Source organism: Micromonospora sp. WMMD967 (genome assembly GCF_029626165.1).
In the GTDB taxonomy this organism is placed as follows: Bacteria; Actinomycetota; Actinomycetes; order Mycobacteriales; family Micromonosporaceae; genus Micromonospora; species Micromonospora taraxaci.
On the sequence record NZ_JARUBK010000001.1, the window covers coordinates 4041311 to 4059963 of the forward strand.

Below are 18653 nucleotides of genomic sequence, written 5' to 3' on the forward strand. Positions count from 1 at the left end.
GGAGTCTCTTCGTGCACAGCACCATCCGTCATCTGCTGGCGTCAGGTGTCCTGGGCGTGGCGTTGGTCGCCACGGCCGTGCCCGCCCAGGCCGCCACCACGTCCGCCGTGGTGTTCAACTCCGGCCATCTCGACCTCGTCGACATCGCCTACGAGGACGGCGCGCTGGAGGTCGGCGTCCATGACGAGGAGAACGACGTCGAGTACGGCGCCGACGAGGTCAAGCTGATCGTCAAGCGCCAAGCCAAGGTCACGGTCCCGGCCGACCCCGCGTTCGCGTTCCTCGGCACCCCAGGCGTGTCCAAGGTGTGGCTCCTGCCGCAGATCCAGAACTCCAGCCTGATCTGGCCGGGCATCGCCGCCGAGGAGGTCGGGGCCGGTGTCTTCACCGGCGACGCACTGACGCTGTCCGTGAGGTCGGTTACCGGCCCCGGCCAGCTCGCGATCTACACCGAAAACGCCGTCGGCCAGCCAACCGTCCTGGCGGACAGCGGTGATGGCCTCCCGGACGCCATCACGGTGACCGCCGGTGACCACTCGCACGCCAACTGGGCGTTCGACCAGGCCGGAAGCTACAAGGTGACTGTCCGTGCCACCGGCACCCTGGCCGCCACCGGTCAGCGAGTGACCTCCGAGCCCACCACGCTTCGCTTCACGGTCAAGTCATGAACGCGGTGCGTACCCGAAGCCGCTTCTTCGCCGGCCTGCTCCTGACCACCGCACTGCTCGCCGGGACCGCCACGCCCGTCGCCGCGGCACCGGTGGTGCTCTCCAGCGGCCACGTCGACGTGATCGACGTCGACTACGCCGCCGGCGCACTGAGCGTCAACGTCCTGGACGGCACTGGCACCACGAGCGTCGAACGTAACCCCGCCGACGTGCTCTTCCGGGTGCCGAACACGGCCAAGATCACCATTCCGGGCGGCTCGGCCTGGTCCTTCCTCGGCACCGGCGGTCAGGCGTGGGTCCTGCCGCAGTCCAGCGCCGCCGGACTGCTCTGGGCCGGGTGGAACACGACCGAGGTGCCCAGCGGCGTCTTCCAGAACAACCGGGTCACCTTCAAACTCACCAGCGTCTCCGGCCCTGCCGGCTTCAGCATCTACACAGTCTCCGGCGGCACTCCGACGGTGCTCTTCGACAGCGGAAACGGCCTACCCGACAGCCTCAACGTCAACTACAACACCCACGCCCACGCCAACTGGGGCTTCGATGCTGCCGGCACCTACGCCGTCACCTTCGAGGTCACCGGAAAGCTCGCCTCCACCGGCGCCACCGTGAGCTCTGGTGCCAAGACCTTCACCTTCGAAGTTTTGTCCTGACCCGATCCGCCGAAGCTGACCCGCCACTGTCGATCCGCTCTGGTGGCAGGCGAGAGCCAGTCACGCGCGGCGCCTACTTCTGGTAGGCGCCGCGCGTTGCCGTGTGCCCTAGAGCAGGGGAAGAAATGGAACTTCCGCCATGCTCGCACGGTTCGCCGAATAGGCAGCCATTACGCAAGCACGTATGCACAATTGACTATGTAAGGTCGTTCGTCCAACGCCCCTTGGCCGGCGTAGGAACATCGGTTACGTTGGAGCAGGCCGTCGCCACGAAGGTTTCCTGGCGCGAGGGGTGGCGGCGTCCGTGGCACCACGACTCATCTGAGGAGTCGCATTGCCCCTTCACCTGACTCCGCGAATCGATCCGACGCTGCGGTCGGTGCTCGACGAAACCACCCTCATGGCGCAATTATCCGACGCGTTGGGATCCCCGCTCGGCGTGATTCTGCCGCAACAGTTGAGGCACAACATCGCCGCATTTCGTTCGGTCTTCACCAATCATCGCCTGTCCGGTCAGATCTACTACGCGCACAAGGCCAACCGGTCCAGTGCCCTGGTTCGTGAACTCGCCACCACCGAGGCGGGCATCGACGTCGCGTCACTGGCTGAGCTGCAGCACGCGCTCGGTGCGGGCTTCGTGCCGCAGCGGATCGTGGCGACCGGGCCGAAGAACGAGGAGTTCCTCTGGCTGAGCGCCCGTACCGGCGTCACGGTCAGCGCTGATTCGGTCGACGAGTTGGCGACGCTTGCCAGGCTGGTCACGGACTGGTCGTTGCCGCCCGTACGGGTGATGGCACGCCTGTCGGGCTTCGCTTCGTCGGGCGTGCAGCTCGGCAGCCGTCGCAGCCGCTTCGGGGTGCCGGCCGCCGAGACGAGCGAGATCCTCGACGCGGTCGAGAAACACGCCGACGCCCTGAACCTGGTCGGAGTGGCGTTTCACCTCGACACGATCGGGCTGCCGGAGAAGGCTGCGGCATTGGAGGGCTGCCTCGGTGCGCTGGACGAGTGCCGCCGGCGCGGTCTGCGGCCATGGTCGGTGGACGTCGGCGGTGGGTTCGGCGTCGACTATCTCGCTGACGGCGGGCAGTGGGAGCAGTACACCTCCGCGTTGACCGAGGCGGTGCTCGGCAAGCGGGCACCGCTGACCTGGAACGGGCACGGCTACGGTCTACGCGCCGAAAACGGCCACGTTCGGGGCTCGTTGAGCCTGTACCCCGCACACCGGCCCGTCTCCGGGGCGGCGTACCTCGATCGGCTGTTGCGAACCCTCTCGCCCGAGCATCGCCGCCCGCTCGGGACACTGCTCTTGGACAACATGTACGACCTGCACGTCGAACCGGGTCGGGCCCTGCTCGACCAGTGCGGTCTGGTCCTGGCCAGCGTCCTCGAGGTCCGCGACGAGGCCAACGGCGACACGATCGTGCGCCTGGACTGCAACGCACGGGATGTCAGCCTCGAGGAACACGGCGTCCTGATGGACCCGGTCGTCGTGCACCGCACGACCCCGGCCGGTCCCGGACCAGCAGGGGTGTACCTGTTCGGCAACCTCTGTCTCGAGGCGGATCTCATCACCCGACGCAAGGTCTTCCTTCCCTCCCGGCCCCGCACCGGCGACCTACTGGCCTTCGTCAACACCGCCGGTTACCTCATGGACTTCAGCGCCACGCAGGCGCTGCGTCAGCCGATCGGCCGCAAGGTCGCGCTCTATCGCGACGACGGCGCGTGGCGATGGTGCCTCGACGAGCAGTATTGGCCCGTTCACCACCGTGCGGAGGCACCATGAGGTTCGACAACATGACGGAAGCCATCGGCAACACACCGCTGGTACGCATCGACGCCGTCGTGCACGGCCTGCGCAACATCGACCTGTACGCCAAGATGGAGCTGCTCAACCCGTTCGGTTCTTTGAAGGACCGCGCCGCGTGGAACATGGCCCGGCCCCTGCTCACCCAGGCCCTCGAGCGCGGCGACACCGTCGTGGAGTTGTCCAGCGGCAACACGGCCAAGGCCCTCGCCGTCATCGCCGGCATGCATGGCCTCACCTTCAAGAGCGTCACCAACCGCATGAAGGTCGCCGAGATCAAGGACCTGCTCCTGCTGCTCGGCGCGGAGATCGACGAGTTGCCCGGCCAGGCCGAATGCCTCGACCCCACCGACACCGACGACCCGCTGACCAGGATGTACCACCGGCTCGCCGGATCGGGCGGCGGCTACCTGCACACCGACCAGTACTTCAACGAGCTCAACGTCGACGCACACCTGAACGGCACCGGCCCCGAGATCGTAAAGGACCTCGACGGTCGAGCCCCGGACTACTTCATCGCCTGCGTCGGCACAGCCGGCTCGTCCACCGGCGTGGCAGCCGCGCTGCGCCAGCACAATCCCGACGTACGCGTCGTCGGGCTGGTGGCACACAAGTCCGACTTCATCCCGGGGATCCGCACCATCGACGAGGTGCACGAGGTCGGCCTCTTCGACCCCGACGTGTACGACGCACTCGAGACGATCACCGCCGACGACGCCATCGACGGTCTACTGACTCTCGTACGCCGGTGCGGCACGCTCGCCGGGCCGACCGGTGGCGGCGCCTACCAGGGCGCCGTACGCCATCTGCGCGCCATCGACGCGCAGCTCACCGAACGTCGCACGGCAGTCTTCATCGTCTGTGACCGCGTCGAGAGCTACATGAGCTACCTGCGGGAGAGGCGCCCCGAGCTGTTCGGCCGGCCACCGCGACGCAACTCCCTTCGTACAGTGACCGACGTGGAGGTGAGGCAGGCGGCGACCGTCGATGTCGCGGAAGCGGAGCGGTGGATCGCCGAGCGCCGAGGGCTGGTGGTCGACCTGCGCAGCCCGTTCGCGTACCAGGCGTTGCACATCGACGGCTCGGTCAACATCGTCGACGAGCTCTTCGCCGAGCTGCTGCACGGTGGGCTGCCGTTCGGTCGCCGCCAGCCGGTGCTGCTGGTCTGCCCGGTGGGGGAGAAGTCCGCCCGGTACGCCGCTCTGCTGACCCGGATGGGTCATCCAGACGTGCGGTCGCTCGACGGTGGGATCATCGCGTGGCGCGACGCGGGCGCCGAGCTCGTACGCGACTGACATGGACGCTCTCGATGAGCTGCACCCGTGGCAGGAGGGGTTGCGTGCCCAGTTCCCGCAGGTCACCGCCAACCCCGACGTGGCGTACCTGGACAGCGCCGCCACGTCGCAGAAGCCGCAGGCGGTCCTCGACGCCGTCCTGACCTATCTGACGACGGGTAACGCCAACGCCGCGCGGGGCACGTACCCGTGGGCGAACCGGACCACCACCCGCATCGAGCAGGCCCGCGACCGACTGCGCCGCTTCCTCGACGACCCAGCGCCGCAGCGTTCCGGAGTGCACTTCGTCAGCGGCACCACCGAGGGCCTGCGTGCCATCGCCCGCGACTGGCTCGCCCCGCAGCTGCGCGACGGCGACGAGATCGTCGTGCCGTTCGCCGATCACGCCGCCAACAACGCACCCTGGCTGGAGGTCGAGGAGCTGCTGCGTCACCAGGGCGTGTCCATCGGCGTTCGGGCCATGCCCTACGACGAAGCCCACGACTACGACACGTCCAAGCTCGCCGCGATGATCAACGAAAGAACCCGCCTGATCGCCGCGACCCACGTGCACCACGTCTACGGCAACGACATGAACGTGCACAGGCTGCGCTCGGCAGCCGGACCGAGCATCCCCATCTGCCTCGACGCCGCGCAGGGCGTGGGGCACCTGCCGCTGTCCACCGCGACGACCGACGTCGACTTCGTGGTGTTCTCCGGGCACAAGACGATGGCCCTGCCCGGGACCGGCGCGATCTGGGCGCGCAATCAGCGTGGTCCGACCTACGAGCCAGCCGGTTGGCGCGGCTCGCCCAACACCAGTGGCATCATCAGCCTGGTCGCCGCGCTGGACTGGCTCGACGCTGCCGGCCTGGATCGCATCGCCCGGTGGAACACCGCGCTCGGCGCACGGCTCACCGACGGGTTGCGCACGCTGTCCAACATCGAGGTGCTGGGCTGTCAGAGCAGCCTGGCTGCCGACACTTCGACCCAGCAACGCCAGGGCATCGTGGCCTTTCGCCACCGCCTGATCGGCTCCAACGATCTCGGTTTCATCCTGGCCGCGCACGGACTTCTGGTTCGCGCGGACGGTCACTGTCAGGGTGACCAGGGCGAAAAGACGGCATCCGTACGGGTGAGCCTGCACGTCTACAACACGGCCGAGGAGGTGGACCGGCTCCTGTCGGTCCTGGTGGAACTCGACCGGGATTGACCGACACGGTGCGATTCGCCGGCTCCTCCGTCTCGCCTCGCCTATCCTGGCGGAAATGGCTCTCGTTATCGTTAGCCTTTCCGTCCACGCGTCGTCCGGAGTGCACCCATGGCAACGACCACCAGCGCGCCCGACACTGCGCTCGACTACACGCAGACCGTCCGGTGGCGAGAGACATGGTCCCAGGTCATGGAAGGATTCGTGCCACACCTCGCCAGCCTCGAGGAGACGCTGTGCCGGGTCGCCGAGGCCGTGTGTGGTCGGGCACCCGGTCGTGTGCTGGACCTCGGCGGCGGCCCCGGGCTACTGGCCGAGCGGATGGTGCGGCGGTGGGCCGACGCCGAAGTCACCCTCATGGACATCGATCCGGTGTTGCTGGCGCTGGCGCGCGGTGCCCTGACGGGCAAGGTGCGGGTGCTGGAGGGAGACCTGTCAACGCCGGGCTGGGTGGACCACGCGGGTGGCCATTATGACCTGCTCACGGTGGTCATGACCCTGCACTACCTGCCGCCGGCCCAGGTGCGCGCGTTCTACGACGACGCGCGACGCTGCCTGGCCCCCGGCGGGCTGCTCATCGTCGCGGACCTCATGCCCGACGAAGGGCTCCCGTCCCTGATGGGCGCGTTGAACCCTGAGGCCGCTGCGGAGTTTGCCTGGGCGCAGTGGTGGAGTGACATAGCGGACCTGGAGGCGCTGCGCCCATTGCTGGCACAGCGGGAGGCGATCTTCGGGAGCCACCTGCCGGTCGAGTTCACCGCGCCAGCGTCATGGCATACCACCGCCGCTCGTGAAGCCGGATTTGGCCAGGCCGGAATCCTCTGGCGATGTGGCAGGCACGCGGCGCTGGCGGCGGTGGCCTGAGGGTGCCCTGAGGCGCGACCGGCCGGACCCCGAGTGCGGCTGGGGATGCATGCACGTGTCGTCATCTCGCTATTAGACGATACTTAGCGAAAACGATTACCGTTCCGCATCTCAGGAATGGAGTGTTTTCGTGAAGCATGGACAACGTACCTTCATCGCCGCGGCGACTGCCGCCGCGCTCGTTCTTCTTGCCGGTTGCGGCGGCTCGGGTGACGACGCCGAGGGCGGGAGCAGCGCCTCCGGCGGCACCCGGCTCGCCGTGGTCGCCACGACCCCCGAGGTGGCTGACTTCGTCCGCGTCATCGGCGGCAGCGATGTCACCGTCACGCAGATCATCAAGCCGAACGTGGACCCGCACGACTACGAGCCCACCCCGGCCGACATCCAGGCGATCGGCAAGGCCGCCATCGTCGTCAAGAACGGTGTCGGCCTTGAGGAGTGGCTCGACCGGACCGTCGAGTCGGCCGGCTTCAAGGGCACCGTCGTCGACTCCAGTCAGGGTGTCACCCTGCGTGAGGGTGGCCACGAGGAGGGCGAAGAAGGCCACGAGGAGGGTGAAGGCGAGCACGAGGGCGAGGAGCACGACCCGCACATCTGGCACAACCCGCAGAACGCCAAGACGATGGTCGCCAACATCGAGAAGGGTCTCGCCGCAGCCGACCCCACGCACGCCGCTGCCTTTGCCAGCAACCTGAAGAGCTACACGGCCGAACTCGACAAGCTCGACGCCGACAACGAAGCGGCCTTCGCCAAGATCCCCGCCGATCAGCGCAAGCTGGTTACCAACCATGATGCCTTCGGCTACTACATCGACCGATACAAGCTGGAGTTCGTCGGCTCGGTCATCCCCAGCCTCGACACCTCCGCCGAGTTGAGCGCGAAGCAGCTCAACGATCTCGTCGCAAGGATCAAGGCGACCGGTACGAAGGCCATCTTCACCGAGAGTTCGCTGCCGCCCAAGAGCGCGGAGGCGATCGCCACCCAGGCCGGCGTCAAGGTCATCGGCGGTGAGGACGCCCTCTTCGGCGACAGCATCGGCGCCGAAGGCACGCCCCAGGGCACCTACCTCGGCGCCGAGCAGCACAACACCCGGGTCATCGTCGAGGGCCTGGGGGGCTGACATGAGCGATGTCGCGGTGGCCGACGCCACCCTTCGTTACACCGAGGTGAGCGTCGGCTACCACGGCACGCCCGTGCTCACCGACGTCAACCTCGACCTGTTGCCCGGGCAGCGCCTGGCCCTGATCGGGCCGAACGGCGCCGGCAAGTCCACGCTGATCAAGTCGATGCTCGGCCTGGTGCCGGTCCTCGCCGGTACGTCCACCGTGCTCGGGCGTACGCCGTCCCACGCCCGGACCAGCACCGGGTACGTTCCGCAGACCGACTCTCTCGACGCCGACTTCCCCGTCACCGCCGGCCAGGTCGTCATGATGGGCCGCTACCGACGCATCGGTTGGTGGCGTCCCACCCGCAGCGCCGACCGTCAGGCCGCTCACCAGGCGCTCGACCGCCTCGGCCTCGCCGATCACGCGAGGACGCACTTCGGCGTGCTCTCCGGTGGCCAACGCCAGCGGGTGCTGCTTGCCCGTGCCATCGCTGGAGAACCACGGCTGCTACTGCTCGACGAGCCGTTCAACGGCGTCGACGCGGTGAGTCAGGACGCCATTCTCTCCGTCCTACGCGACCTCAGTGCGGCCGGAACCACAGTGGTGCTGAGCACCCACGACCTGACGCTCGCACATGAGCTCGCCGACACGGTCTGCGTGCTCAACGGCCGGCAGTGGGCGGTCGGCCGGCCCGGCGAAACGTTGACGGCCGATACCCTGCGCCGCGCGTACGGCGGACACGCCATCGAGGTTGCCGACAGCCGGACAGTGCTGGTGGAGCCGTGATCGAGCCGTTCACCGTACCGTTCATGGGGCGTGCCCTGGCCGAGCTCGCGCTGCTCGCCCTCATCTGCGGACCGGTCAGTGTCTTCGTCTTTGTCCGCCGTCTGTCGTTCGTCTCCGACGCGCTGACGCACACCGTGTTTCCCGGCGTCGTCATCGGGTTCCTGGCCGGCGGCATCGAGGGCATCGTCGTCGGGGCGCTGGTCGCCGGCGTCGTGACCGCAGTGGTGCTGACAGTACTCAGCCGTGGCGGGGCGCTCTCCGACGACGCCTCCACCGCCGTGGCACTCACCGCCATGTTCTCGATGGGCGTGTTGCTCGTGTCGCGGCGCTCCTCGTACACCTCGGATCTGACGTCTTTTCTCTTCGGGCGCATCCTGACGGTGACGCCGCGCCAGATCGCGGAGACCGCCGTGCTTGCGGTCGTCATCCTCGGACTGCTGCTGATCAGCGCCCGTGCCCTGGTCTTTCGAACCTTCGACCCGGCCGGAGCGGCCGCCGCCGGCTTCCGGATTGCCTGGCTCGATCTGTTGCTCAACATCATCGTCGCGCTCGTCGTCGTCGCCGCGGTACGCGCCGTCGGCACCATCCTCGTGGTGGCGCTGCTCATCGTGCCGGCCGCGGCCGCCCGCATGCTCACCACACGCCTGTCACTGATGGCCGTGATCGGCACCGGGCTCATCCTCATCGCCGCCTACGGCGGCCTGCTGGCCAGCTGGACCGCATCGGTCGACTACGGCATCTCCCTGACCTCGGCCTCCGCCGTCGTCCTGCTGCTCGTGCTCGCCTATCTGCTGCTGCTCCCGCTGAGCGCGCTGCGGTCGAGACGCCACCACGGGCGGGACGTCTCGAACACGAGGAGGTCCCCCCATGAACTGGTGGGATGACGCGCTGCACCGGGCCACGGCCGAGGTGCTGCTCGCCGGCGCGCTCGCCGGGCTCGTCGGCGTTCACGTCGTGCTCCGTCGACTGTCCTTCTTCACCATGGCACTGACCCACGCCACCTTCCCCGGGGTGGTCGCCGCCTCGATCATCGGCGTCAACATCGTCATCGGCGGTGTGGTCGCGGGCGCGATCGTCGCGTTGGGCGTCGCCGCGCTCAGTCGCCGACGAAGCCAGAACACGGCTGCGGCCACCGGCGTCCTGCTCTCTGGCGGCTTCGCGCTCGGTGCCGGGCTCGTCGCCACCCAGAGCGGCTTCAGCCGAGACCTGACATCGTTCCTCGTCGGGTCAATTCTCACCGTCAGCCCGCAGGACCTCGTGACCACCGCGGTGGCGCTCGTCGTCGTCGCGGCCGTCCTGCTGGCCTGCTCGCGCCCACTGCGCTACACCGGCTTCGACCGGGCTGGTGCGCAGGCGGCGGGCTTCTCCACCGGCACCTGGGATGTCGTGCTGCTGCTCGCCATCCAGGTGGCGGTCGTGACGATCGTTCCGGCCATCGGCACGATCCTTGCCCTCGCGCTCATCGTCGCCCCGGCGGCGGCGGCACGTCAGTGGTCGCACCGGCTGCGCATCATCACCGCCCTGGCCGTCACGCTCGGCGCTCTCAGCGGCCTCGGCGGCCTGTACGCGTCGAGCCGCTGGGACGTCGCCGCCGGCGCGAGCATCACCCTGACAGCCACCGCCGTCCTGGCTCTGTCGACAGTGCTGTCTCGGCTGGTCAAGCCGAGACTCACGGCGATCGTCCGCCTGCGGGCATCGGCATGAGCGCCGCACGCCTCGACGAGACGAGGCGCACGCTGGACCGCGCGGTCGTGGTGCTGCGAGCGATGGCGTACGAGCACCGGATCCGCATTCTCATGCTGCTGCAGAACGGCGACCAGACGCCGGCCTCGCTGGCGGCGGCCATGTCGGCGGATTCGACGATCATCGCCCGCCACCTTCGGTACCTCAAGGACGCCCGGTTGATCCGGCGCAAACGGCGCGGCCGAGAGGTCACCTACACACTGCACGGAGAGGCCACCAGGCGACTCATCGCGGAAGTGCTGCACCATGCCGAGCACTCGTCCTGACCATCGCGCGGGCAGTGTCACATCGGCGATCACTGGCGTACTCGGATGACGGGTTTGCCCTTGCGGCGCTGGGTCGGGTTGAGCGCGGGGATGGCGTCGTCGACGGTCGCTACTGTGCCGATGACATAGGCGCCCTCACGTGTGGGCAGGCTCTGGATCTCCATCTTGTTGCCCTCGCCGACCGGCGGCGTACGCCGGGACCACCTGTGGATCACCGGCGTGGTCGTGGTCGGTCATGGTCTCCTGCCGGAGGGGTTCCTCGCGCAGGATCGCGGTGTGCAGCCACTCCTGGGGGATGGCGAACCCGTCAACGAGGTCGCGCATGTGCGGGCGTAGTTCCCGGAGTAGTCCGTTCACGACGCCGGTGATCGCCTTCGAGCGGGCCGGTGTGAGCCGGCCGTGCTCAAGGAACCAGCCCTTGTTGGTCTCGATGACGCTGAGCGCGTACAGGTCGCAGACGCGGGAGAGCAGCGCACGGACCGCCGGATCGGCGGTGCCGTCGACGCCGGCGACGAACGCCTCCAGGGTGACCCGGTCGATGTGCGCGGCGGCCACGCTCAGGACGTGGTCCTGGACGTCGTTGAAGATGTCGAAGGGCCGGTCCTTCTTCGTGGCCGCGCCGTTGCGCAGGCGGCGGACCGCGCCGTCGAGGAGGTGCTTCTCGCGGTCCTCGAAGGTCTTGAGCTGCCAGCCGCGGTCGGTGACGGCGACCTCCTCGTCACGGCCGGGCACGGCGCTGATCAGCCGTTCGATGAGCGAGCGCGCGGCGGTGCGTTCGAGCACCATCTCGCGGACCTGCTCGGCGACGAAGGAGGCCCGCCCCCAGCCGTCCAGCGAGCCGAACTCGTCCCGGTAGCCGGTGAGGAGCCCCTTGGCCACCAGTTGCAGCAGCACCGTGTTGTCGCCCTCGAAGGTGGTGAAGACGTCGGTGTCGGCCTTGAGGCTGGGCAGCCGGTTCTCGGCCAGGTAGCCCGCGCCGCCGCAGGCTTCGCGGCACATTTGGATGGTGCGGGTCGCGTGCCAGGTCTGCGCTGCCTTGAGACCGGCGGCCCGGGACTCCAGCTCTCGTTGGCGGTGCTCGTCGACCGGCTCGTCGCCGCCCTGCACCTCGTTGAGCGCGGCGACCAGTTCGGTCTGGGCGAAGTGCAACGCGTACGTGGTGGCCAGAGCGGGCAGCAGCTTGCGCTGGTGGGCCAGGTAGTCGTTGAGCAGCACCTCCCGATCCGCGTCGGGCGTGCCGAACTGGCGGCGGATGTCGCCGTAGCGCACCGCGATGGTCAGCGCCGACTTCGTGGCCGCCGACGCGGCGCCACCCACACTGACCCGACCTCGGACCAGGGTGCCGAGCATGGTGAAGAAGCGCCGGGAGTCGTTCTCGATCGGGCTGGAGTACGTGCCGTCCGGCGCGACCTGGCCGTAACGGTCCAGCAGCATGTCCCGCGGCACCGTCACGTGGTCGAAGGTGAGCCGCCCGTTGTCCACGCCGAGCAGCCCGGCCTTGGGCCCGGCGTCGCCGATGCGCACGCCGGGCATCGGGTTGCCCTGCGCGTCGCGGATCGGCACCAACCACGCGTGTACGCCGTGCCGTCGCCCGTTGGTGATCAGCTGCGCGAAGACCACCGCCATCCGCCCGTCCCGGGCGGCGTTGCCGATGTAGTCCTTACGGGCCGCCTCGTGCGGGGTGTGCAGGTCGAAGGTCTGCGTCTGCGGGTCGTACGTGCAGGTCGTGCGCAGCTGCTGCACGTCGGAGCCGTGCCCGGTCTCGGTCATCGCGAAGCAGCCGAAGATCTCGCCGGAGATGATGTCCCGCAGATAGGCGTCGTGGTGCCGTCGGGTGCCGAGAGCGTGCACCGCCCCGCCGAACAGGCCCCACTGCACGCCGGCCTTGACCATCAGCGACAGGTCGACCTGCGCCAGCATCTCGCTGGCGATGATCGAGCCGCCGACGTCGGAACTGCCGCCGTACTCGGTGGGGAAGGCCGACGCCATACCCAGCTCGGCGGGGAGTTCGGTCAGCAACCGGGAGATCCGCTCCCGTGCCTGGTCACCGGTCTCGCCGTACACCGGGAGGAAACGCGCGTCGAGGTGCTCCCGGTGCGCGTTGCGGACTGCGGCCCACGGTCCGTCGAGCACGTGCCGCAGGCGAGCGAGGTCGATCTGATCGGGCACGGTCCCCCCTCAGTTAGCGGACATATACGCACAGGTCGTACTCGATCAAGGATAGCCGCGCCGGGCCGGCCGAGTTCGGGCAGCGCCGACCGGTCAGTGCTTTCGGCCGATCCTGCTGCGCAACGCGCCGATGATCGCCGCATGGACCGGGTGCATCGCCTCCTGCTCCCGCACCGACAAGCGTGGCAGATTAGACTGCTGGGCTGTGCGCTCGGCCGAAGTCCTCGAACAGCTCGACGCCGCAGCCGAGGAGTTCCTGTTCCCGGACCTCGACAATGGCTACTACTACGCTGTCGACGCACGGTTGCACGCGTACCGCGACGCCGGACAGTGGGCCCTCATCGTCGAGACGGTCGGCTACTCGCCACGGGCCGGCAACCTTTCTGACGTGCTCCATGTGTTCGGCAACTGCCTGACCATCGGCGACCTGGCTTTGAGAACGGCGATTTCCTCGATCGGGTCGACAACTGGGACGAGTTGGAGGACCCCGACGAGCCCGAGATCTACCGGGGAGGTCCGGTAGTGCTTCGTGGTCGAGGTCCGGTAGTGCTTCGTGGTCGGGAGATCGCTGTTGCCGCCGAGGCTGGCGAGGACCTCATCGACGTGCTGCGTCGGCTCGTTCCGCGCCATCGCGAGCTTCTCCTGGCTGATGAGGGGGAACTGCGACGCCGGATCCCGGTGGACATACCTGAGGTTCTGCGGCTTGACCATTGGAACCATCCCGACCTGGCTGGCGGGTCACTACCAAGCCAATCCGAGACGTTCTGCCAGCTTGCCGATGTCCTGACGACCGGCGACGTCGGGCTGTACAGGCCCGTACTGCAACCCAACACACACTGGTCCAACTGGCCCGACTCGGGAAGCCTGTAGCCGTAAGCCGAGGAGGCTGCGGATACGGCAGCCCGAGACGAGGCGTGGACAGCGGCGCTGCGGTTCCCACTGCGACGGGCCGCCCCAGCTACCAGCCTCCGAAGGCTTCGTCGGACTCAAGAAGGCGTTCTCCGGAGAGAATGTCGTCGGGTTGGAGTTGGTCGCCGCCGAAACCAGTCACGATGGCGTGAGACTCGCCGAGCTCCACCACGACCAGGTTCACGTCCCGCTCCGGCCTGCCGTGTTCGCCGCATGCAGTGTCGAAGCGGTCCCCGGGACGAGCCCAGTGCTGCGGGTGATACCCCGGCTCACCGTCCAGGCGCCAGCCTTCGGGGACGACCCGGACAGACTTGACGAAGAAGCTCAGACGCTCGGCACGCACAGGCAGCATGATGCACCACCGCCGGATGCGGACCGCCGACTTGCCGAAGGCAAGAGCTCGCGGGAAACGGGGTCGCCGGATCGGCACCGACGGGGCATGATTCCCTTCGCACCGAATCCGGCGGATCTTCACCCCGTGCGGCGAGGTACGAGATGCCCAGCTCAGCTGGCCTGGCGAAGCCTGGGCCGCGCCGCTCAGGAGAACACTGTGCACTGCACGAAATGTGGAGCCGAACTCGCACACCCCGGCCAAGGCCACATGTGTCGGTCCTCGACCCCGCCGCCCTCGGTCAGGACTGACGGTTGGGACATCGCGACCTGGTTCGTGATCGGGATCGCCATCGTCTACGCCATAGCTGCGATCGCCGTGGCCGTTTTCGGCACCTTGGGCGACCGGGGCGGTCCGCCGTCGTCGTCCAGCACGGCAGCAGCGCTCGGATACCTCCTGGCCAACCTGACCCTGATCGCCGCCATCATCGGCCTGGTCGTCAGCGGGCTGATCTGGGGCCGCGGCACCCGTCAACTCGCCGAGGCGCACGGCTCCTCCGGCCGCTCGTACAGCCGTCACTGGGGCATACGCGTCTTCTCCACCTGCCTCTTCGTGAGCGCCGCCGTGGCCTGGCTCGCTTCTGACCGATCCGCCCCGGCCGTCCTGTTCGGCCAGGCGGCTCTGCGCACACTCGGAGCTGCCGCGTTGGTCGGGGGCGTGCTGCACAGCCGGGCGCGGGTCCTGCGGCTGATCGCTGACGTCGACCGAATCGTCGCCGGACACTATCCGCCGGTCACCGGGCAGGACCGGGGCTGGCCGTTGTCGCCCACTCCGACCAGCGACGACTGGAACGCCAGCCAGTGGGACCCCGACGTGCTGCGCGACATCGAATCCCGCCGCCAGCGCGACAGAACCTGAACTGGTCTCCGGATCGGCGTCGGTCGAGGCCATCCCGGCGCACGGCTCCGGCGGGGCGTCGGTGATGCTGTGGGCGTGGAGTACGTGTCCAGAGTGCCGCGACCGCCGCTGGACGGGCTGATCGACGACCTCTACTACCTGGAGGGCGCGCCGCCGTACGCCCGGCTGACGCTGCCGCCGATGCCGGCGGCGTTGCTCATCGTCAACCTCGGTGCACCGTTTCGCATCCGCGGCGGCACCGACATCGAGACGACCGAGTACGCCGACGGCTGCGTGGTCACGACGCCCACCCGCGCGTTCGAGTTCAGCTACCCGCTGCCGACGCGGTCGGTCGGCGTGCACGTCAAGCCGTGGGGGCTGGCGCCGTTCCTGCCGATGCCCGCGGTCGAGCTGTGCGACCGACCGGTGACGGTGGAGCAGGTCTGGGGTCGGGCCGCCGTTGCCGAGTTGCGAGACCGGCTGGCTACCGCCGAGGGGCCGCACGAGATGCTGACACTGCTGGAGGAGGAGCTGATGCGACGGCTGGCCGACACGGCCGGTCTGGGGCTAATCCGCCACACGAGCAGCGTCATCGCTGCGACCAGCGGGGCGGTGGCCATCGACGACCTGAGGGCTTCCGCCGGTGTCAGCAGCACTCACCTGACGCAGCGGTTCAAGCAGCTCGTCGGCGTCACGCCGAAGCGGTTGGCCCGCACCTACCGCTTCGCCGCCAGCGTGTTCTCGATCAACCCCGCCGAGCCGATCGACTGGGCCGACCTCGCCAGCAGAGCGGGCTACTTCGATCAGGCCCACTTCGGCCACGAGTTCCGGGCCTTCACCGGCCTCACACCCACACGGTACGTCGACGTCAGGCGGCGGTTCCTGCGTGAACATCCCGGCCACGTCATGGACGGCTGGCCGCTGCCGACCGATTGATTCCTTACAAGAGCGGCAGCCCACGAGCCTCTAACCTGAGGGGATCCAAGCAGAGGAGCGCCCGTGGGCGAAGTGGTCATGTACGGCTCGGTGTCGGTGGACGGCTTCATCGCGGACGAGAACGACCAGCCCGGCGGGCTGTTCGACTGGTTGCTCAGCGGTGACGTGCCGCTCGACGAGAGCGGCGTGTTGAAGGTGTCGCAGGCGTCCTACGACCACACCCGGCCGTACTGGGACCGGATCGGGACGACAATCGCCGGCCGCCACGTGTTCGACATGACGGACGGCTGGGACGGGAAGCCTCCGGGCGGGGTCGACCACGTGGTCGTCGTGACGCACCGGCCGGCGCCCGAGGGCTGGAACCCCGAGGCGCCGTTCCACTTCGTCGACGGTGTCGAGGCAGCCGTGGCCAAGGCGCAGGAGCTGGCGGGTGACCGCCTCGTCGAGGTCGCCGCCGGCGACGTCGGTGGTCAGGTGCTTGCCGCAGGGCTGGTCGACGAGGTGCGCATGGACGTCGTACCCGTGGTGTTCGGGTCCGGCAAGCGCTACTTCGGGTCGGTCGACGCGCAGCACCTGTTGGAGGATCCCGACGTGGTGATTCAGGGCAACCGGGTGCTCCACCTGCGCTATCGGGTGCGCCGTTGACCGAATCGATCGGTGACACGGCGCTGCCCGGCGCGGCCATCGACCTGTAGCCAGGCTGGGACCGACTACCCGGCTCGCCGGTCCGGAGCGCGCGAGCCGTACGCCGGACCGAACACCACCAGCAGCGCCAGGTCCTCGGTCACCTCGTCGAACCGGTGTTCCTCGCCGGCCGGCACGAAGATCACCGAACCCGGGCCCACCTCGGCTGCGCCGTCCGGGGTCACGATTCGGGCCCGACCGGCGGTGACCACGTAGATCTCATCCTCGGTGTGCGGGCTCTGATCGTCGAGACCACCCGCCGGGATGCAGTACGTTCCCACCGACAGGTCCGGCACCCTCAAGTGTTCGACCCAGTCGTTGGCGGTCCCGGCGGGCGCGGTCCATCGACCCGCGCCTTCGATGATCTGCATTGCCGAACACTAAGGGAAGTCGTTTCCCAGCGCTGGCCGGTGGCGGCAGTCGCTCCGCCCGCCCCCTCACCGGCCGTGCCGTCACACCAGTCGGCGGCGTACCCACCAGAGCGAAAGCAGGGACAGCACGACGGTCATCGCGATCAGGACGCCGAAATCCCGCCATTGCAGGTTCCAGAACTTCGAGCCGGGCACGTAGCTCACCTTCCGGCTGAGCGTGCAAGCTGACTCGCGGCGTGTGGGGGTTATGAGGCAGCGGACAGGCCGGTAGCGTCGGGTCGTACGGCGGCCTGGGTGCCGACGATGCGTCCCGTGCTAAGAGGAGGTCCGGGATGGATTCCTTGCCGGAGTTGACGTTCGGGCAGCGGTTGAAGGTCTATCGCGAGCGGTCTGGGAAGACCCGTGCGGTGCTCGGTGGGTTGGTGGGGCGTAGCGCCGAGTGGGTCAAGGCAGTGGAGACCGACCGCATCCTGCCGCCGCGTATTCACATGCTGGATCGCATCGCTCGTGCTCTCAAAGTCGAGGTATCCGCGTTGGCCGGGGAGTTGGGTGGCCGGTCTGCTGCGGTGAACGGGCCGGAACACCCCGCGCTGGCGTCCGTCCGGGACGCCGTGAACCGCTTCACCATGTCCGACGAGGTTTCTCCGGAGTCGTTGACGAGCTTGAGGGAGCGCCTTGCCGTGGCATGGCGAGCCCGCCATCAGGCGTCGGACCACCGCACGGTGCTGGGCGGGTTGTTGCCGGGGCTGCTGCGCGACGCGCAGCGCGCAGCGTTGGCGTACGAGGGCGTTGAGCGTCGGCAGGCTCAGGCCTTGTTGGCGGAGACGTTCGGGCTGACGCAGATGTTTCTTGCTTATCAGCCGGCGGCGGAGTTGTTGTGGCGGGTCGCGGACCGGGCGATGGTGGCGGCGCAGGAGTCCGGCGACCCGGAGGCGGTGGCGTGCGCGGGATGGTTCCTGTGCCAGGTGCATCGGGATGCCGGTGACTGGGACACCGCGACGGCCGTGACCCTCGACCTCCTGTCGGCGCTGGAGCTGGGCGCGGCTGACGGGCACACGAACCTGTTGGCGCTCTGGGGTGCACTGAACTTCGAGGCTGCATATACCGCCGCTCGTGCTGGTGAGGAAGGGCGAGCCTGGCGGTATTGGGATCGCGCGGACCGGGTGGCGCAGCGCCTGCCGCAGGGCTTCTATCAGCCGCAGACATCGTTTTCGCAGGTCATCATGGGCGCTCATGCGGTGACCGTGGCGGTGGAGTTGCAGAAGTCCGGTGAGGCGGTGCGACAGGCAAACCGTCATGATTCTGCGGCGATCCCGTCGAGGCCGCGGCGGGCCCGTCATCTCATCGAGGTCGCGCGGGCGCACTACGGCAAGGATGACAAGGAGGCAGCCGTGTCGACCCTCCGGCAGGCATACGAGTCGGCCCCGGAGACGATCCGCTTCAACGGGTACGCCCGTCAGATCACCTTGGACCTGCTCGACGGCCCGCGTTCCACTCGTGACGACGCCCGCGACCTTGCGGTCAAGGTCGGGCTGCTCTCGTAAGCCAGGGGTAGGAACCTTACCCATTCCGCTCCGCGACCCACCGTAGCTTCGTGCTCACGGGATGCGGCGGGCGGTGCGGGTAACGCCTGGTCGCCGTGTCCCTCAGCTTCGAGGGCAGGGAGCCGTCCTCGTGCTCAAAGGAGGAGGGTCCGTGCGGCGCGTCTCTTATGACGAATACCTCTCGGCCGCCGCGCTGACGCTCGCCCGCAGGCATCGGCCGGTGTGGTCGTGGCGGCTCTGGCGGTACGTCTGTCGCTGTGAAGCAGACCTGCCATGCCGCGCCAGGCACCGGATACCGATCGGTCGTGGTCACTGGCCGCAGGAAGGTGAGCAGTGATCAACGGGCAGCAGAAGGCAGTCACCCCGGTGCACGTCCGAGGATTCAACGGGATGTGCGGCGGCTGCCGGACGTGGTGGGCACCGCACACGGCGCACCCGTGC

Annotated in this window: 20 protein-coding genes; 15 read left to right on the forward strand and 5 right to left on the reverse strand. The window is 68.5% G+C overall.

Going from position 1 to position 18653, the window contains the following annotated elements:
- Positions 1-11 precede the first annotated feature (11 nt).
- The 11 genes from O7631_RS18655 to O7631_RS18705 all read left to right on the forward strand — a co-directional run bounded on the left by O7631_RS18655 (position 12) and on the right by O7631_RS18705 (position 10371).
- On the forward strand, positions 12-668 hold the full coding sequence (locus O7631_RS18655) for a choice-of-anchor M domain-containing protein (RefSeq protein ID WP_278145369.1): 657 nt from the start codon (positions 12-14) through the stop codon (positions 666-668).
- Positions 665-1318 (forward strand): choice-of-anchor M domain-containing protein, encoded by a 654-nt coding sequence (locus O7631_RS18660; RefSeq protein WP_278145370.1) that lies wholly within the window; start codon positions 665-667, stop codon positions 1316-1318. The genes O7631_RS18655 and O7631_RS18660 overlap by 4 nt, the downstream gene beginning before the upstream one ends.
- A gap of 379 nt (positions 1319-1697) precedes the next feature.
- Positions 1698-3101, forward strand: coding sequence for a Y4yA family PLP-dependent enzyme (locus tag O7631_RS18665; RefSeq protein WP_278145371.1), 1404 nt, complete (start codon positions 1698-1700; stop codon positions 3099-3101).
- A gap of 11 nt (positions 3102-3112) precedes the next feature.
- Positions 3113-4417, forward strand: a complete 1305-nt coding sequence (locus tag O7631_RS18670; protein WP_278145372.1) for a pyridoxal-phosphate dependent enzyme — start codon at positions 3113-3115, stop codon at positions 4415-4417.
- Position 4418: 1 nt separating this feature from the next.
- Positions 4419-5609: an aminotransferase class V-fold PLP-dependent enzyme gene (locus O7631_RS18675; protein WP_278145373.1), complete on the forward strand. Its 1191-nt coding sequence runs from the start codon at positions 4419-4421 to the stop codon at positions 5607-5609.
- 108 nt (positions 5610-5717) lie between these two features.
- Positions 5718-6470 (forward strand): class I SAM-dependent methyltransferase, encoded by a 753-nt coding sequence (locus tag O7631_RS18680; RefSeq protein WP_278145374.1) that lies wholly within the window; start codon positions 5718-5720, stop codon positions 6468-6470.
- A 130-nt stretch (positions 6471-6600) separates the two neighbouring features.
- Positions 6601-7590 carry a metal ABC transporter substrate-binding protein gene (locus O7631_RS18685; protein WP_278145375.1) on the forward strand — a complete coding sequence of 330 codons (990 nt, stop codon included), beginning with the start codon at positions 6601-6603 and terminating at the stop codon, positions 7588-7590.
- A 1-nt stretch (position 7591) separates the two neighbouring features.
- The gene (locus O7631_RS18690; protein ID WP_278145376.1) at positions 7592-8362 is read left to right on the forward strand and encodes a metal ABC transporter ATP-binding protein; all 771 of its coding nucleotides are present in this window, start codon (positions 7592-7594) and stop codon (positions 8360-8362) included.
- Complete coding sequence (locus tag O7631_RS18695; RefSeq protein WP_278145377.1) at positions 8359-9246, forward strand: metal ABC transporter permease; 888 nt, start codon at positions 8359-8361, stop codon at positions 9244-9246. The genes O7631_RS18690 and O7631_RS18695 overlap by 4 nt, the downstream gene beginning before the upstream one ends.
- Positions 9230-10066: a metal ABC transporter permease gene (locus O7631_RS18700; RefSeq protein WP_278145378.1), complete on the forward strand. Its 837-nt coding sequence runs from the start codon at positions 9230-9232 to the stop codon at positions 10064-10066. Before O7631_RS18695 ends, O7631_RS18700 begins: the two co-directional genes overlap by 17 nt.
- Positions 10063-10371, forward strand: coding sequence for a metalloregulator ArsR/SmtB family transcription factor (locus O7631_RS18705; protein ID WP_278145379.1), 309 nt, complete (start codon positions 10063-10065; stop codon positions 10369-10371). Before O7631_RS18700 ends, O7631_RS18705 begins: the two co-directional genes overlap by 4 nt.
- Positions 10372-10400: 29 nt before the next feature.
- Here O7631_RS18705 and O7631_RS18710 read toward each other — a convergent pair whose 3' ends face one another.
- The 4 genes from O7631_RS18710 to O7631_RS18725 form a co-directional block, all read right to left on the reverse strand.
- A complete protein-coding gene (locus O7631_RS18710; protein WP_278145380.1) occupies positions 10401-10535 on the reverse strand; it encodes a hypothetical protein in 135 nt (44 codons plus the stop codon).
- On the reverse strand, positions 10507-12540 hold the full coding sequence (locus tag O7631_RS18715; RefSeq protein WP_278145381.1) for an acyl-CoA dehydrogenase: 2034 nt from the start codon (positions 12538-12540) through the stop codon (positions 10507-10509). The genes O7631_RS18710 and O7631_RS18715 overlap by 29 nt, the downstream gene beginning before the upstream one ends.
- A gap of 357 nt (positions 12541-12897) precedes the next feature.
- Positions 12898-13251 carry a hypothetical protein gene (locus tag O7631_RS18720; protein ID WP_278145382.1) on the reverse strand — a complete coding sequence of 118 codons (354 nt, stop codon included), beginning with the start codon at positions 13249-13251 and terminating at the stop codon, positions 12898-12900.
- 247 nt (positions 13252-13498) lie between these two features.
- Positions 13499-13792: a hypothetical protein gene (locus tag O7631_RS18725; protein WP_278145383.1), complete on the reverse strand. Its 294-nt coding sequence runs from the start codon at positions 13790-13792 to the stop codon at positions 13499-13501.
- A gap of 324 nt (positions 13793-14116) precedes the next feature.
- Between O7631_RS18725 and O7631_RS18730 the strand changes: the two genes are divergently transcribed.
- The 3 genes from O7631_RS18730 to O7631_RS18740 all read left to right on the forward strand — a co-directional run bounded on the left by O7631_RS18730 (position 14117) and on the right by O7631_RS18740 (position 16258).
- Positions 14117-14698, forward strand: coding sequence for a hypothetical protein (locus O7631_RS18730; RefSeq protein WP_278145384.1), 582 nt, complete (start codon positions 14117-14119; stop codon positions 14696-14698).
- 75 nt (positions 14699-14773) lie between these two features.
- Entirely contained in the window at positions 14774-15613 is an 840-nt protein-coding gene (locus O7631_RS18735; protein WP_278145385.1) for a helix-turn-helix domain-containing protein, read from the forward strand.
- A gap of 63 nt (positions 15614-15676) precedes the next feature.
- On the forward strand, positions 15677-16258 hold the full coding sequence (locus tag O7631_RS18740; RefSeq protein WP_278145386.1) for a dihydrofolate reductase family protein: 582 nt from the start codon (positions 15677-15679) through the stop codon (positions 16256-16258).
- A 65-nt stretch (positions 16259-16323) separates the two neighbouring features.
- Here O7631_RS18740 and O7631_RS18745 read toward each other — a convergent pair whose 3' ends face one another.
- Positions 16324-16668 carry a cupin domain-containing protein gene (locus tag O7631_RS18745; RefSeq protein WP_278145387.1) on the reverse strand — a complete coding sequence of 115 codons (345 nt, stop codon included), beginning with the start codon at positions 16666-16668 and terminating at the stop codon, positions 16324-16326.
- 332 nt (positions 16669-17000) lie between these two features.
- Here O7631_RS18745 and O7631_RS18750 point away from each other — a divergent pair, with 332 nt between their 5' ends.
- Positions 17001-18212 carry a helix-turn-helix transcriptional regulator gene (locus tag O7631_RS18750; RefSeq protein ID WP_278145388.1) on the forward strand — a complete coding sequence of 404 codons (1212 nt, stop codon included), beginning with the start codon at positions 17001-17003 and terminating at the stop codon, positions 18210-18212.
- The last annotated feature ends 441 nt before the right edge of the window (positions 18213-18653 follow it).

Excerpts from the sequence above, each read along its gene's own strand:
- O7631_RS18680 (WP_278145374.1), top strand. The coding sequence starts at position 5,718 with ATGGCAACGACCACCAGCGCGCCCGACACTGCGCTCGACTACACGCAG.
- O7631_RS18670 (WP_278145372.1), top strand. The coding sequence starts at position 3,113 with ATGACGGAAGCCATCGGCAACACACCGCTGGTACGCATCGACGCCGTC.
- O7631_RS18750 (WP_278145388.1), top strand. The coding sequence starts at position 17,001 with ATGGATTCCTTGCCGGAGTTGACGTTCGGGCAGCGGTTGAAGGTCTAT.
- O7631_RS18700 (WP_278145378.1), top strand. The coding sequence starts at position 9,230 with ATGAACTGGTGGGATGACGCGCTGCACCGGGCCACGGCCGAGGTGCTG.
- O7631_RS18690 (WP_278145376.1), top strand. The coding sequence starts at position 7,592 with ATGAGCGATGTCGCGGTGGCCGACGCCACCCTTCGTTACACCGAGGTG.
- O7631_RS18660 (WP_278145370.1), top strand. The coding sequence starts at position 665 with ATGAACGCGGTGCGTACCCGAAGCCGCTTCTTCGCCGGCCTGCTCCTG.
- O7631_RS18675 (WP_278145373.1), top strand. The coding sequence starts at position 4,419 with ATGGACGCTCTCGATGAGCTGCACCCGTGGCAGGAGGGGTTGCGTGCC.
- O7631_RS18745 (WP_278145387.1), bottom strand. The coding sequence starts at position 16,668 with ATGCAGATCATCGAAGGCGCGGGTCGATGGACCGCGCCCGCCGGGACC.
- O7631_RS18710 (WP_278145380.1), bottom strand. The coding sequence starts at position 10,535 with ATGGAGATCCAGAGCCTGCCCACACGTGAGGGCGCCTATGTCATCGGC.
- O7631_RS18705 (WP_278145379.1), top strand. The coding sequence starts at position 10,063 with ATGAGCGCCGCACGCCTCGACGAGACGAGGCGCACGCTGGACCGCGCG.
- O7631_RS18720 (WP_278145382.1), bottom strand. The coding sequence starts at position 13,251 with ATGGTCAAGCCGCAGAACCTCAGGTATGTCCACCGGGATCCGGCGTCG.